This is a genomic window from Lentimonas sp. CC4, from assembly GCF_902728235.1.
In the GTDB taxonomy this organism is placed as follows: Bacteria; Verrucomicrobiota; Verrucomicrobiia; order Opitutales; family Coraliomargaritaceae; genus Lentimonas.
Window position 1 is genome coordinate 1,236,796 of the sequence record NZ_CACVBO010000001.1, and the last position, 13,436, is coordinate 1,250,231.

At 52.2% G+C, this 13,436-nt stretch carries 12 protein-coding genes; 8 read left to right on the forward strand and 4 right to left on the reverse strand.

Features of this window, described 5'->3' with window-relative positions; genetic code table 11:
• Positions 1-3: 3 nt before the first annotated feature.
• The gene (glnD, locus tag GZZ87_RS05440) at positions 4-2,802 is read right to left on the reverse strand and encodes a [protein-PII] uridylyltransferase (RefSeq protein WP_162026042.1); all 2,799 of its coding nucleotides are present in this window, start codon (positions 2,800-2,802) and stop codon (positions 4-6) included.
• Positions 2,803-3,055: 253 nt separating this feature from the next.
• Here glnD and GZZ87_RS05445 point away from each other — a divergent pair, with 253 nt between their 5' ends.
• Positions 3,056-3,643 (forward strand): peptidylprolyl isomerase, encoded by a 588-nt coding sequence (locus GZZ87_RS05445; protein WP_162026041.1) that lies wholly within the window; start codon positions 3,056-3,058, stop codon positions 3,641-3,643.
• A gap of 336 nt (positions 3,644-3,979) precedes the next feature.
• Positions 3,980-4,177, forward strand: coding sequence for a hypothetical protein (locus GZZ87_RS05450; RefSeq protein ID WP_162071429.1), 198 nt, complete (start codon positions 3,980-3,982; stop codon positions 4,175-4,177).
• Positions 4,178-4,450: 273 nt separating this feature from the next.
• On the opposite strand, the gene GZZ87_RS05455 is transcribed toward GZZ87_RS05450, so the two are convergent.
• Together GZZ87_RS05455 and GZZ87_RS05460 are read right to left on the reverse strand one after the other, a co-directional pair.
• Positions 4,451-5,059, reverse strand: a complete 609-nt coding sequence (locus GZZ87_RS05455; protein WP_162028272.1) for a hypothetical protein — start codon at positions 5,057-5,059, stop codon at positions 4,451-4,453.
• 71 nt (positions 5,060-5,130) lie between these two features.
• Entirely contained in the window at positions 5,131-5,940 is an 810-nt protein-coding gene (locus tag GZZ87_RS05460; RefSeq protein ID WP_162028271.1) for an ABC transporter ATP-binding protein, read from the reverse strand.
• A gap of 214 nt (positions 5,941-6,154) precedes the next feature.
• Between GZZ87_RS05460 and GZZ87_RS05465 the strand changes: the two genes are divergently transcribed.
• From GZZ87_RS05465 to GZZ87_RS05490, 6 genes are all read left to right on the forward strand, one after another.
• On the forward strand, positions 6,155-6,820 hold the full coding sequence (locus GZZ87_RS05465) for a hypothetical protein (RefSeq protein WP_162028270.1): 666 nt from the start codon (positions 6,155-6,157) through the stop codon (positions 6,818-6,820).
• Positions 6,821-7,485: 665 nt separating this feature from the next.
• Entirely contained in the window at positions 7,486-8,328 is an 843-nt protein-coding gene (gene dinD, locus GZZ87_RS05470) for a DNA damage-inducible protein D (RefSeq protein WP_162028273.1), read from the forward strand.
• Between the two features lie 6 nt (positions 8,329-8,334).
• Positions 8,335-8,931 (forward strand): hypothetical protein, encoded by a 597-nt coding sequence (locus tag GZZ87_RS05475; protein WP_162028269.1) that lies wholly within the window; start codon positions 8,335-8,337, stop codon positions 8,929-8,931.
• 584 nt (positions 8,932-9,515) lie between these two features.
• The gene (locus GZZ87_RS05480) at positions 9,516-10,445 is read left to right on the forward strand and encodes a LysR family transcriptional regulator (RefSeq protein ID WP_162028268.1); all 930 of its coding nucleotides are present in this window, start codon (positions 9,516-9,518) and stop codon (positions 10,443-10,445) included.
• A 75-nt stretch (positions 10,446-10,520) separates the two neighbouring features.
• Positions 10,521-11,195, forward strand: a complete 675-nt coding sequence (locus GZZ87_RS05485; protein WP_162028267.1) for a hypothetical protein — start codon at positions 10,521-10,523, stop codon at positions 11,193-11,195.
• Between the two features lie 146 nt (positions 11,196-11,341).
• Positions 11,342-11,905, forward strand: coding sequence for a LemA family protein (locus GZZ87_RS05490; RefSeq protein ID WP_162028266.1), 564 nt, complete (start codon positions 11,342-11,344; stop codon positions 11,903-11,905).
• 606 nt (positions 11,906-12,511) lie between these two features.
• Here GZZ87_RS05490 and GZZ87_RS05495 read toward each other — a convergent pair.
• Positions 12,512-13,357 (reverse strand): PIG-L family deacetylase, encoded by an 846-nt coding sequence (locus GZZ87_RS05495; protein ID WP_162025520.1) that lies wholly within the window; start codon positions 13,355-13,357, stop codon positions 12,512-12,514.
• Positions 13,358-13,436: the final 79 nt, after the last annotated feature.

Below are 13,436 nucleotides of genomic sequence, written 5' to 3' on the forward strand. Positions count from 1 at the left end.
GGCTTACTCGTTCGCGATGCGGTCTAGCTTCTCCTTCAGTTCGATGAGGTTGCGCGGGCTGATGATTTCTCGTGAATTAATCTTTTCGATGTAGAAGGTATCCATCGCGATGCCGCGCTCTGTGGAGATGCGGGCGAAGGTGATGTTATAGCCTCTGGAATAAATGACGCGGGCAATCCCATAGAGCAGGCCGATGCGGTCTTCCGCCTGCACTTCGATGATCGTGCGGTTGAGCGAAAGTTCGTGGTAGACTTCGACATGCGGTTTGATCGGTGCAGGGAGAATGCCGCGGAGTTTCTTCTTCTGGCTTTTGACTTTGCTTTCGAGGCGTTCGATTTCTCCAGTGAGCCGTCGACCGTGCATGAGTGCATCATCGATGTGGGTCTTGAAGATCTGATATGCCTTCTCATCGGATAGGGCACCGCCATCGGGATCCATGATGTAGAAGGTGTCGATGGTGATATGGTCATCGCGTGAGACGGCCTTAGTGCTGACGATGTTGACGCCTGCGAGGGTAAGCGCGCCTGCGAGCTTGTAGAAGAGCCCAGCGCGATCCCAAGTTACGACATTCACGACTGTCATGTTGAGGTCGACATCGTTATGCCAATCGATGACGGGCGCGAGGGCGCCGATCACTTCTTCCTGTTGAACTTGAGTGAGTAGTTGGTGCACCATACTGAGGTGCAGTTCGATTTCGGCTGGTTTGTTGTTGATGAAATAGCGCTTAGGTAGGCCGTTGAAGTGGGCTTCGATTTCGTCGTCGGCGATGCCTGGGATTGCGCGTTCGACAATCTTTTGATGTAGCTTTTCTTTTTCCTCTCGGCGTTTTTTCTCGATGACATGCTTGGCCTCGAATTGCTCCAGCGTGCGATTAAACAAGGTGCGGTGCATTGTCTCTTTATAGTCATTCCAGAGTGTGGGCGCAGTGCCCCTCGCATCGCAATAGGTGTGGACGTAGAGAAAGCGCAATTGCTCTGGATCTTCGATAAACTCAGCAAAGGAGTGAGCGGTCTTTGGATCGTCGAGGTCGTAGCGCTGCCAAATGCGTGACATGGCGAGGTGGTGGCGGATAATGAATAGAACCTGTTCTTGTTCATCTTCGCTGATATCAAAGCGATCGAGGATCGGCTTTGCGATACGCACGCCGTTGACGTCGTGCCCTTTGACGCCTTCGGATTTACCGATGTCGTGTAAGAGCAGGATTAAGTAGAGCAGGAGCGGGTCGTCGTTTTTGCGCAGTGCTTTCTCGTAATGGGCAGTAATCGGGGTGTCTTTCTGGAAGACTTCGTCGAGGTGCTTGATCGTGCGTAGGACATGCTCATCTGCGGTATAGCGGTGGTAATACTCGTGCTGCACCATACAGGTGAGTTGCCCGAATTCTGGCAGATAGCGACCAAGGACGCCGAGCTCGTGCATGAGCTTAAGGATCGGAAAGACCTCGCCTGGGGCGCGGAGGATGGAGCAAAAGCTTTTCGCGGCAGAAGGGTGATTGATGATGGAATGGTCAATCAGTGGCAGTGAGCGTGAGATCCGGAATTTTAGGTCTGGGTGGAGCTTGGCACCGAACTGTTGCATCAAGTGAAAGATGCGGATCAGGCGAAGCGGGTCTTCGGTGAAGACGGACTTGCTCTCTTGAGTGAAGACTTTGTCTTGTAGGATGAAGCCATCCACACGCTTCAATGGCAGGTGTTGGTGCGCGCGCAGTGCTTCGCGGAAGGTAATGCGTTTAGTGCTGCGCGGATCGTCTTCGCTGGAGAGGGCGAGGCGCTCTTTGAGCAGTTCGCTGATGTGGTAGATGGTGCGCCCTGCGGTGTAGTAGTCCTTCATGAACGCTTCGACGCGTTCGAAAATATCTTCCTGCGGGTAGCCGAGCCCCGCGGCGACGGTGGGTTGCTGCTCTAAGTCGAGCTTGTCTGTGGGGCGGCGGTTCTGGAGGTGGAGCTGTGTGCGGGTGCGCAGCAGGAAGTCGTAGGCGGCCTCCATTTCTTCTTTGAGGTGGCGGCGCAGTAGCTTGGCCTTGTTGATTTCCTTGAAGGAACCATAGCCGAACTTAATATTGGCCATCCAGAGGATGTTTTGATAATCACGTAGTCCGCCAACGCCGTTCTTGATGTCTGGCTCTTGTAGGTAGACGGTGTTGCCAAACTTGGCGTGTCGGTCGCGTTCGTCCGAGAGTCGCTGCTGAATGTAATCCTTAGAGTTTTCCTTTTTGCAGTAGAGCGCAAAGCGCTTCTGCATATCTTCGTAGAGCGGGTCAGAGCCGCAGATGATGCGTGACTCGAGAATCGCGTTCTTCGACTGGATCTCGCTTTTAGCTTCTTCGATCGCTTCTTTGGTATTACGAGAGGCGTGGCCGACTTTCCAGCCCAGATCCCAGAGTGGATAGAGGATTTCCTCAGCGAGCACCTCTTGGAATTTCTCAAAATTCTTGCCCGAAATTTTCTCGGGATAGAGAAACATGATGTCGATGTCGCTGTGCGGGTTGAGCTCTTGCCGGCCATAGCCGCCGGTGGCGAGCACGGCCATCTTGCAAGGGAGCGCACCATGCTCGGTGGTATATAGATCGAGCGCGGCGAGGAACAGATTCTCAATGACGACGTCGACCATGGCGGCGCGTGATTGGCAGACCTCTAGCCCCGAGTCGCTCTTTTCATGGTGCCGCTTGAGCATCTCGTTCTCCAGCTCAATGTAGCGCTTGTAAGCCGGCAGTTGCTTGTTTCGCGAGACTCCAGGGTCGAACACCAGGCGCTTTTGCGCATGTTTATGGAGGCGTCGAAAGACTGGATTTTCTTGAATTGGCATGGCGCTTAAAAGAAGTGAGGCGTCGAAAGAGTGAATTGAGCGCCCACTCAGTCTGAGTGTGGCTCGTTTTGTTGATTGCATAGAAACCCCATTTTTCACGCTTCCGTCAAGCGACTTTGCGCCGTTGATCGTTTGAAATCAGCAAGATCGGAACATTTAGCTAGTAATAAAGTCCCTTTCTTTTTGACGAGGGGGGCATATTGACTACTGCTTCACCTCCGCAATATCGCAGAAACCACAAATATTACAGAATATGCAAATCGCAGACGGCACAGTAGTCGCAATGGACTACGCTCTTAAAGACGACGAAGGAACTTTGATTGATCAGTCACAGCCTGGACAACCAATGGTGTATCTTCACGGACATCGCAACATCATCCCAGGCCTCGAAGCAGCGCTTGTGGGTAAGACAGCAGGCGAAACCGCAGAAGTGCGCGTTGATCCAGCAAATGGCTACGGCGAGCCAAATCCAGCATTGGAGCAAGTGGTGCCTAAGGATCGTTTCCAAGGCGTCGAAGACCTCCAGGCTGGCATGCAGTTTCAAGCTAACACAGACCAAGGCCCTGTCTCGGTTCGTGTTGTAAAAGTCGAAGGTGACGAAGTCACAGTTGACGGCAACCACCCGCTTGCAGGCAAGCACCTCAATTTCAACGTGACAATTCAAGAAGTTCGCGCTGCGACTGAAGAAGAAATCGCACACGGCCACATTCACCAGGGCGGCGGTTGCTGCGGTGGCGAAGGCAAAGAAGGTGGCTGCTGCAACGACGAGCCAAAGGGCGAAGGCGAATGCTGCAACTCCGACGAGCCTAAGAGCGAAGAAGGCGGTTGCTGCTCGCACTAAGCGAGTGATTTCCAGTCATTAACCTTTTAAGAATCAAAAGCCCCCGTTTTACGACGGGGGCTTTTTTTGGTTCATCGCCAATTTCGAGAATCAGTTGTAGCGATGCGACGCTAGTCGCGTCTGTAATGGAGCGATCTGGCTTGGCAGTGGTCGACCTTGCTGGCGCAAGTTCGCTACGCGGTGTTTAACCGAGAATCAGTTGTAGCGATGCGACGCTAGTCGCGTCTGTAATGGAGCGATCTGGCTTGGCAGTGGTCGACCTTGCTGGCGCAAGTTCGCTACGCGGTTTTTTACCGAGAATTCAGTTGTAGCGATGCGACGCTAGTCGCGTCTGTAATGGAGCGATTTATCGTGCAGTGGTCGACCTTGCTCGCGCAAGTTCGCTACGCGGTTTCTAACCGAGAATTCAGTTGTAGCGATGCGCCGCCAGTCGCGTCTGTAATGGAGCGATCGATCGTGCAGTGGTCGACCTTGCTCGCGCAAGTTCGCTACGCGGTGTTTAACCGAGAATCAGTTGTAGCGATGCGACGCTAGTCGCGTCTGTTTTGGAGCGTCGATCGTGCAGTGGTCGACCTTGCTGGCGCAAGTTCGCTACGCGGTGTTTAACCGAGAATCAGTTGTAGCGATGCGACGCTAGTCGCGTCTGCTTGGGAGCGATCGATCATGCAGTGGTCGACCTTGCTCGCGCAAGTTCGCTACGCGGTGTTTAACCGATAATCAGTTGTAGCGATGCGCCGCTAGTCGCGTCTGTTTTGGAGCGATTTATCGTGCAGTGGTCGACCTTGCTCGCGCAAGTTCGCTGCTGCTCTAGTCCTCGCCTAAGCCGAAACCATCGAGAATATCCACGATCTCACGGGTGCTTTCAATGACGCGGATGATTTTGCCTCCGACTTCTAAAATTTCAGTGCCTTTCGGGATATCGGGTAGGCGTGCGAGAATCTCTTCGGGCAATGGTTTCGCCACCTCGTCGACTTCCGGCTCTAGCACAGTGCCGACTTCGAGCTTCTTCTTCCAGCCAGGAGGCAGTTCGCCGCCACGGTCGACCTTCTTTTGTAGGCCGGGAGGGAGCTTCTTCTTAGACTTCTTCCAGCTGGCATTGCCCTTTTGCCAGTCTTCGAGCACTTCTTTGTCCTCTTTGGAGAACTTTAGATCCTTTGCGGGCTTTTTGTCCTGCTTCTCTTTTTTCGAGGCCTTGTCGTCAGATCCATCGGCTTCTTTATCCTTTTCCGCATCTTTAGCGACCGTCTTGCTCTCTTCAGTTGCTTGCTTCGCTTCTTTAGGCGTGTCTTTTGAGCTAAAAATGCGCTCAAACCACGATGGCTTTTTGTCTTCTGCTGGCTCGGCAGTCGTTGCTGCAGATAAGTGAAGGGCGCTTAGGCTGATAAGTGCGGCGAGGGTCATCAGGATTCGTTTCATCGTTCACTAAGATGGCCAACAGTGTGCACGCAGCAATGCTTGAATGGCACCGCCGCTTTGTTCGGCAAGACTTACTCGGCTTTCAGCTGCAAGCTCCAGCGATCAGCCTTATGATTGCGTCGCACTTGCAATGGAGCGCCGAAGGCCTGGCTCAAATTCTCGGAGTTGAGCACCTCGGATTTGGGGCCTTGCGCCAAGACCTTGCCATCCTTCAGCAGTAAGATGTGGGTGATCTCAGGGAAGATCTCTTCGATGTGGTGCGTGACCAGAACCAAGCGCGGGCCACGTTTTCGTAGAGCCAGTGTCTGTAGGCTCTCTAGGAACTGCTCGCGGGCGACGGGGTCGAGCCCTGCGCAAGGCTCATCGAGGATCAGGAGCTTCGGGCGAGCCATCAGAGAGCGGGCGATGAATACCTTTTGGCGTTCACCTTGGCTGAGTATACCCCATGGACGGTCTGCCAGTGCACGCACTTTGAGCTGACTGAGGCAGCGGAGTGCTTTGGATGGATCCACGCTTTGTTCACGAGTCCAATAACCGAGCTGTGCGGTGGCGCCGCTTAAGACGGTTTCGATCGCGGGTTCATCCGCAGGCACGCGCCTTGTTAAGCTGCTGCTCACCATGCCAATGCGCTTTCGCATTTCGCTCCAATCAGATTTTCCGTAATGCCTACCAATGCACTCCATCGTGCCAGTCGTCGGACTGAGATAGCCTGTTAGTGCCGCAAGGAGCGACGTCTTGCCGCAACCATTTGCTCCGAGAATTGCCCAGTGCTCGTCGGGCAGCACGCTCCAATTGACATCCTTCAGAATGGTCTTGTCGCCTCGGCGAAGCGACAGGCCCTTGATGGATAAAGCGGGGGGTGGGTTGTCAGAGTTTGGCATTTTGGCTGAGAGCTTAAGGTATTAGGTCGAGGTCTTGTTTCGCAAGTCCCTTTCGGATGCCAGCTCTCTAGAGCTTCGCGCTTCAGTGGTCGTTCGTTGAGTGTTTTTTTTGTGGAACATTATTCGTGGAACGGTCTGTATGTTCTGTCTATCTAGGGAAACGTGTTGTTCTTTATCGTTTGATTTTTCGTGGAACAATTAGCGTGGAACAGTAGTGTCGTCAGTCGAGCGCATTGATGTGTTGATTGAGCGTGAGCAGTATGCTGGATTTGAAACTGTGATTGCACCAACTGATTTTACCGACGAACTCGACTTGTATCTCTATCTGAGCGCCTCGGTGCAGCAGCAGTTCGATATCGCTAAAGAGGCAGTCTATAAAGATACGACCTATCAATTGCCCGAAGACTGGTGGTCGGTCTGGCGCTGCGAGATTTTAACCAGCGATCCGTCAGGCGAACAGCACGCGGTCTTGTTTACCAATTCGGCGACATTTTTCAGTTTCATCTGCCACGGCTTTAGCGACGACTTTGATGCGCTGGTCTCTGAGTTTGAAGGCGCGTTTCTCAGCTCACTAAAAGCGCAGGGCTTGCAACTACCCTCCAATGTCTCGACGCAGACGCGCCTGATTCGTGGGAATCCGCGTCGCTTGGTCGGGACGATGAAGGAGCTCAAAGGCCAGGCGCTGGCGATTGCATCGTGTCCTGATGGGCCAGTGCCGCCCGCTGAGATCGAGCGTCGCTTGCAGCACCGTCCCTGTAGCTCATTGAAGGAGATATTTCCAGACTATGAGTATCTCAAGCAGCTGAAGGCGAACCCGCCCTTCGGAGCCGATTTCGATGATACGGACGACGTGATCGTGCCGTTTCCAGGGTGTGAGTAAAGTCACCTGCGAAGTGAGTTTCAGGTTGATCGGCATCTGCACCAGTTAGACCTTTGGCGGCCATGCCTAAAGTCTCCAAATCTAAGAATCAAAAGCGCCGTTCACGAAGCTCGGAGACCTCCGTGACTTGCACTGCGCTACTTGTGGTGGACCAGGCTCCGTTTGTGAAGAAAGCACTTTCGACCTGGCTTCTTGCAGAGAGCCTGTTTACGTGATCAACGCCGACATTGAAGCCGCAGTCAAAGCTTATGAAGAAGCCGCGTCCATTGGCAGCGATCCCGCGGCGGCAGCGCTAGAGCGGCTCGCTCCATGAACCTAAAAAATGAGTTGAACCGTTAATAAACGTTAATGGACGTTAATCAGAGGTTCTAAATACATACTGCTTAAATACTTGAGTGACGTCTCTAACTAGGAATGGCGTATTATCTCATTGTCCATTTTGGCAGTGGGCTGGATTGACGTTAATTAACGTCCATTAACGGTTTAAGAATCAGAGCCCATGCCAACTGCCGAATCTAGGATGATGTCTTGGGAGTGCTTAGCTCTGAATGCCTAGCACGAATAGCTTTCGTGCGACGATCTGTAGGGTGCTGCGGCTTCTTTTCTCTTAGAGATGAACTGAGTTTATAATTGCACTAGGTGAACAGATGTATACTTTTATTGGCATGGATACCGAACTGATTCATGGCTTAACGGGGACTTTCGAAGATCACGCGCAACAGACGGAGAGTGGCGTGGAGTTTTGGCTCGCTCGCGACTTGCAGCATTTGCTTGGGTATGGGAAGTGGGATAATTTTCTCAATGTCCTGTCTAAAGGAAAAACGGCTTGCGAAATCAGTGGTCATCCAACTTCGGACCATTTTGCCGACGTCGGGAAAATGGTCGATTTAGGATCGGGGAGCGTTCGGAAAATCGACGACATCATGCTCACCCGCTACGCCTGCTACTTGATCGCACAGAATGGCGATCCGCGGAAGCAGGAGATTGCGTTCGCCCAGACATACTTTGCGGTGCAGACCCGTAAGGCCGAATTGATTGAGCAACGCTTATTGGAGTCCGAGCGCGTGAATGCGCGCGAAAAGCTGAAGCAGACCGAAAAGGAGCTCTCCGCTGTAATCGACGAATTGACTGGCGGTGGACAAAACTTCGCAAAGATTCGCAGTAAAGGAGACGTGGCATTGTTCGGTCGGCCCACCCAAGCGATGAAAGAAACTTGGAACGTGCCCGACAAGCGTCCACTCGCAGACTTCGCGCCGACTATACTTTTAAAGGCCAAAGACTTTGCGGCTGAGATTACGATTCACAACGCCCGCGCGCATGAGATACGTGATGAGCCGCAAATTTCGAACGAGCACGTCACGAATAACCAGGCCGTCCGTGCTACATTGATCGAACGTGGCATTCGACCTGAGGCATTGCCCGCTGCGGAGGACGTTAAAAAGGTCGAACGTCGCCTTGCATCCGAACAAAAGAAAAGCCTCCGAAGTCCAGAGGCGTTGGAGGAGTGATGACTGATGATTGCACCCGTTAATTTTGACAAAGAACTGACAGTCTACCTATATGTGAGTGAACCCTTTCAGGAGCAGTTTGGGCTGAATCCGGAGAACCTGCCTGAGGATGTCGAGTTGGCACTGCCTGCGGACTGGTGGTCCGTTTGGCGAGCTGAGCAAATTCATTTTGAGGATGATTTGTCGTGGGTGCTTTTCACCAATGCCAAGACATTGTTTAGCTTCTGCTATCGTGCCTATCGCGATGACTATGAAAGCATCATTCAAGAATTTGAGCATGGATTTCTGAGCAACTTAAAAGCAAATGGCGTTCAACTGCCGCCGCAGGTGTCCACGCGTTTGGTGCCGATGGTAGGGCAGGCGGAAGAATTGAGCAACAGTATGAATAGCTTGGCTGAGCACTATCTCGCCGATATCTACGAGCGCGATGCCAGTCGAGAGGACGCTGAAATTCGCTTATGGTCGATTCCCTGTAGCGAGATTGATTACGACCTGCCGGGCGAGGCGTATCTGCGTGAACTCAAAGTAAACCCACCCTTCGGAGTGGCAGTTGTTCTACCAGATGATGGCGATGACGATCCTTTCTCCGAACCTGAACGGTAGCGGCCCACGTCCTAAACGACATCTGTCGGACTTGTCTACTTTCGGAGTGGCAGGTTCACAGCTCGAAAATGGTTTAACCGCAGGTGAACGGGTGACAGTAGCAGCGGCATCCTGCCGCTTTAGTTCGGTCGGTAGCTGCGTGCTTCAGCCGCAGTTGACCGTGTTGGGTGCTTTCAGGGAAACAGTCGATCGATTCGGTGCCTGAGCAATATATGGATTCGTCGATCACACGAAATCGTCCCTCGGTAAACGAACCAATGAGGAAGCCAGCCTTGGAAGTTCATAACGCTTCCCAAGCTGGCTTACATACGTTGGCGCTGTTATTCGCGCTAACCTTTAATGTGAAGGCTTTCGCCGCGGCCATCCGCCGGGGGCGGTCGAACCTGAGCGACGCCTCGTGTCGCGTGTAGTTTACTGAAGCGTCTCCATTTTGATCGTAGGCTAGTTTGGCCCAGATCTAGGAGGCGCGGGTCTGTGTGGTTTCTGTTATTTTCCATGCACACAGTTTGCCATAAAACGAATCATATGAATAATAGATCTTTTAGGTCTTTTCGTTCGGTTTAATCGATATATAGTTTTTTCATATGAAACTGCCATGGCTCAATTATCATCACCTTCTCTACTTTAGAACCATCGCGCGTGAAGGCGGTGTGAATCGGGCCGCTGAGGCGCTAGGTTTGTCTCAATCGACTCTCAGTGCGCAACTCAAAGACCTAGAGACTTCTTTAGGCACGCCGTTGTTTCATCGCGAAGGGCGTAGGCTCGTGCTCACGGAAGCGGGGCAAACCGCGCTCGAATATGCAGAAGATATTTTTGATATGGGCGATGAGTTGCGCTCGTGGTTTGCGAGCCAACATCACCCAGATCTTAAAACGGTGCGCATCGGCACGACCGGTCCACTCTCAAAGGTGCTGCAATTTGAGATTTTACGTCCTTTGGCGATGGCAGGCGAAACGAAGGCTCAAGTCATTCAGAATGATTATTCGGAGCTGATTGATAAGTTAAAGAAGCATCAACTAGACATCGTTCTATCGAATTTACCGTTAAGCGAGATGGATACGGATCTGCTCGATGCTCATCTGCTTGGAGAGATGCCGGTCTATCTGGTCGGCCGACCACCATTCAAAATTCCGGACCTCAAATTTCCAAAGTGGCTGGAGGGCATCCCAGTATTTTTACCATCTTCAAGAACATCGGCCCGTATGGATTTTGATGCATTGATGACTCGCGCTGGCATTAAGCCGCAGGTGCAAGCCGAAGTCGACGATACCGGGCTTTTAAGAATGCTTTCCCTCTCAGGCGCAGGCCTCGCACTTGTGCCCGAGATCGGCGTGCAGTTTGAGCTCTCGCAGCGCAAACTCTTACGCATTGAAAAGGTGCCTAAAGTAAAGGAGCGGTTTTACGCGATCACCACCCACCGCAAGAAACTGCCGCCACAGGTCAACGAGATCATTGAAACTGCCAAGCAGGCATTACTCACCGCCAATGAGAAGATGCGGGAGCGAAAAGTATGAGGGACGTCGTTCTATTGCTGCGGCTCACTGGGATCCATGCTTGCAACCGTTTGCTAATGCTGGTTGAGTGTGTTCATGGTGTTACCGGTTTTTATGTTTATTGGCGTGGCGATTTTGATCGTGGTGTTTGCTTATTTGGGGCACTTGCATGCGAAGAAGCGGCGTGAGGCCTTTCAGGTGTTGGCGCAGCAATGGGGCTTTCGATTTTACCCTGGGAAGGATTTTGGGTTTGCGAAGCGGTATCAGTTTCTCGATCACATGGACGACGGGCACAAGCGGTATGCCTATAACCGTCTATCGGGGCAGGTCGAGGGTGCCGGGGTGAACATTTTTGATTATCACTACGAGACGTATTCGACCGACAGCAAGGGGCGACGCACGACCAACCATCATCACTTCTCGATTTTTACGATGGAGCTACCGCGTCGCTTCCCTGAGCTGACCATCGAGCGGGAGGGCTTTTTCTCGAAGATCGGACAAGCGCTTGGGTTTGATGATATTGATTTCGAGTCGTTGGAATTTTCGAAGCGCTACAAGGTGAAATCGCAGGACAAGAAGTTTGCGTATGATTTCTGCAATGCACAGATGATTGACTATCTAATGAAGCAGCAGGATTTGGTTATCGAGGTGGATGGCAATACGCTTGCGCTGACATTTCCGGGCAGGCTGGCGGTCGAACGGGTGAAGCCGAATTTTATCCGCCTGCAGAAGATCCGCGGCCTGATGCCGAATTACTTATTTGATTCGTAGCGGGCGGGCTGGAATTCTGTATTCTTTTAAACCGCTTATTTGCGCTCATATTACGCTTATTACTTCATTCGGGATTTAGTTCGTTTTTTGTCCTAGTTCGCATTTATAAACGTCCATTCACGGTTCGCCCTAAAAGTTCCTTAGCTATGATTCCTGTCCTGATTGTTCTCTTTGTTCTACTCGGTTTCCCGCTGCTGTTTGTGATCGTGACCTACAATGGCCTGGTTACGATTCGGAATCATATCCGCGACGCGTGGGCGAATATTGATACGGAGCTCAAGCGGCGCTATGACTTGATTCCGAATTTGGTGGAGACGGCGAAGGGGTATGCGAAGCATGAGCGCGAGACGCTGGAGCAGGTGATTGCGTTGCGTAACCAATGCCGCGCAAATACGGGTTCGCCGGGAGAGCAGGCGTCCACGGAGAAATTGCTGGTTTCGAGTTTGAACGGACTGTTTGCGTTGGCGGAAGGGTATCCCGACTTGAAAGCAGATGGGCAATTCTTGGCTTTGCAGAAGGAGTTGGTGAACACCGAGGATCGCATCCAGGCGGCGCGGCGTTTCTATAATGGCAATGTGCGCGACTATCGAAACAAGACGCAGACGTTTCCTTCAAACATCGTGGCTGGGATGTTTAACTTTCCGCCTAAAGCTGAAGAGTTTTTTGAGGTCGATCCTATGGAGCGTCTGCCGGTGCAGGTGAAGCTGTGAGGGCAGCGGGAGAGCTGAGAGCTGAGAGCTGAGGGCTGAGACTTGAGGGCTGAGACTTGAGAGCTGAGACTTGAGAGCTGAGACTTGAGAGCTGAGACTTGAGAGCTGAGACTTGAGAGCTGAGACTTGAGAGCTGAGACTTGAGAGCTGAGACTTGAGAGCTGAGACTTGAGAGCTGAGACTTGAGAGCTGAGACTTGAGAGCTGAGACTTGAGAGCTGAGTCTAGCTTAAGCCTAGATTCGGGAGTAATACTATCCTTTGACATTTTCTGGTAGTATGTAGCCATCGAAGGGAAGACCACTGTGAATACTTTTCAGCTGTATTTGTTAACCGCCCGCTACGCTAGAGATCGCAGAGCACGCTGAGAGCTGACGCAGAGCATTTCACGTAGCCCTCCCCATCTCCTCGGCGCACTCAGCGATCTCTGCGGTTAAACCTTTTTACCAGTTTTAGTCGCATGTTGGTATTAGAACTTAGGCATTAGTATTTCTCTGCCAGTCACTTATGCGATGTTGGGGACTCGCCAGATTGGCGAACCTCTATTGTATTTTAAACAACTGATGATCTGGGACTAACTCCTGACTACTACCTTCTAACTACTCTTTTTAGCTTAAGCCCTCAAGCACGCTGTCTTCGAAGCGCTTGATCTTCGATTGCACGAATTCTTTAATGTCGAGTGTGTCGTCTTCCGCTAGCGGGGTCAGATCCATCGCGAACCAGAGCTGATCAATGACGTCGACGCTGTGTGAATCGAAGAAGGTTGCGTTGGCCTTGCGGCGTCCCATGACGGCATCGCCGTAGTTTTTGCCGCCTGTAATTTGTGAGTCGAAGCAGGCATTTAATTTTTCGGCGAGTTCGGTGTTGCCGCTTACGTCGAGGGCGACCTTTTCTTCGTCGCTCAACCAATCGAGGTCGCGCCACATTTCGCAGCCATAGACTTTCTTTGGGCGCGAGAACGGCGGGATGCGGCGGATCGCTTCGAGCACGGCCTGGAACACTGCGATGTGGCTGCTGTGCTTGTCCGCTGGATTGTGGGTGTAGAGCACTTCGGGCTGCGATTGCAGTAGAATTGTTTCGAGCTGATCGACGAGTGCGCCGCGTTGCTCGGGATCTTTGATGGTTGAGCTAGCGAACCCGAGTTGATTGACGAAGCTGTATTCGCCGAGTTCAGCGGCCTGACGCTGCTCGTCGAGTCGCGTGGCTTTCATTTGATCATCGCTGTGGTCGGCATATTTCCCTGTGCGCGCGCTGCCCGCGCCATCGGTGCAAGTGATACCGCCAAACCAGAGGCCGTCGTCGCCATAGCAGGAGTTGATGCCGTGAAAGGCCATAAACTCTAAGTCGTCCTGATGTGCGCCAATTGCGAGATGCGAACAACGCGCATAGGCTTCAGGCTTCACTACGCCATCGGGAATGAAGAGATCGGAAAAGTTTTGAGATGCGTCTGCCATAATGCGCCTAGCTTTTGGGGAAATCAGCTGTAGTGGCAAACGTAGAATCAAGTCAGATGATGATATCGTTTGGAGGCTC

Bases quoted from the DNA above. Each gene is read 5' to 3' on its own strand.
- GZZ87_RS05460 (WP_162028271.1), bottom strand. From the start codon at position 5,940: ATGCCAAACTCTGACAACCCACCCCCCGCTTTATCCATCAAGGGCCTG.
- GZZ87_RS05445 (WP_162026041.1), top strand. From the start codon at position 3,056: ATGCAAATCGCAGACGGCACAGTAGTCGCAATGGACTACGCTCTTAAA.
- GZZ87_RS05475 (WP_162028269.1), top strand. From the start codon at position 8,335: ATGATTGCACCCGTTAATTTTGACAAAGAACTGACAGTCTACCTATAT.
- GZZ87_RS05495 (WP_162025520.1), bottom strand. From the start codon at position 13,357: ATGGCAGACGCATCTCAAAACTTTTCCGATCTCTTCATTCCCGATGGC.
- GZZ87_RS05450 (WP_162071429.1), top strand. From the start codon at position 3,980: ATGGAGCGATTTATCGTGCAGTGGTCGACCTTGCTCGCGCAAGTTCGC.
- GZZ87_RS05455 (WP_162028272.1), bottom strand. From the start codon at position 5,059: ATGAAACGAATCCTGATGACCCTCGCCGCACTTATCAGCCTAAGCGCC.
- GZZ87_RS05485 (WP_162028267.1), top strand. From the start codon at position 10,521: ATGGTGTTACCGGTTTTTATGTTTATTGGCGTGGCGATTTTGATCGTG.
- glnD (WP_162026042.1), bottom strand. From the start codon at position 2,802: ATGCCAATTCAAGAAAATCCAGTCTTTCGACGCCTCCATAAACATGCG.
- GZZ87_RS05480 (WP_162028268.1), top strand. From the start codon at position 9,516: ATGAAACTGCCATGGCTCAATTATCATCACCTTCTCTACTTTAGAACC.
- GZZ87_RS05490 (WP_162028266.1), top strand. From the start codon at position 11,342: ATGATTCCTGTCCTGATTGTTCTCTTTGTTCTACTCGGTTTCCCGCTG.
- dinD (WP_162028273.1), top strand. From the start codon at position 7,486: ATGGATACCGAACTGATTCATGGCTTAACGGGGACTTTCGAAGATCAC.